Origin of the sequence: Zoogloea oryzae, assembly GCF_030161255.1 — a bacterium.
Lineage (GTDB): Bacteria > Pseudomonadota > Gammaproteobacteria > Burkholderiales > Rhodocyclaceae > Zoogloea > Zoogloea oryzae.
Genome location: NZ_BSPX01000230.1, coordinates 605 through 930, shown reverse-complemented (window position 1 = coordinate 930; position 326 = coordinate 605). Strand labels below are relative to the sequence as shown.

Below are 326 nucleotides of genomic sequence, written 5' to 3'. Positions count from 1 at the left end.
TTTCCAATAAATACAGTTTGTTCTTGTATATCGTTACCGTTCGAAATCAATCCTGCAGTTACATATAACTCCGATGAATATGTCAGTGATTCATAAACAGCATCTTTTTCTTTTATCAAAGGTTCGAATAATCGATAGGTTTCCACAGATAATTGAAAGCCCATTTCTTGATCGGTATCTTCAATTTTTGGAAATTTATAAAGTTCTTCTTTTAAGCCCTCACCAATGAACCTACAAAACCCTTCAAATTGTATCTGACTAAACGCGGGTATTGTATACATTCTCTCATTTCTATGCCAAAGCATCTTTCCCCCCCTTTTTTTTTT

At 33.7% G+C, this 326-nt stretch carries 1 protein-coding gene; it reads right to left on the bottom strand.

The genetic code is table 11. The features are described from left to right. On the bottom strand, positions 1-326 hold a 326-nt coding region (locus tag QQK25_RS24855), incomplete at both ends, for a DNA-directed RNA polymerase subunit beta (protein WP_284190075.1).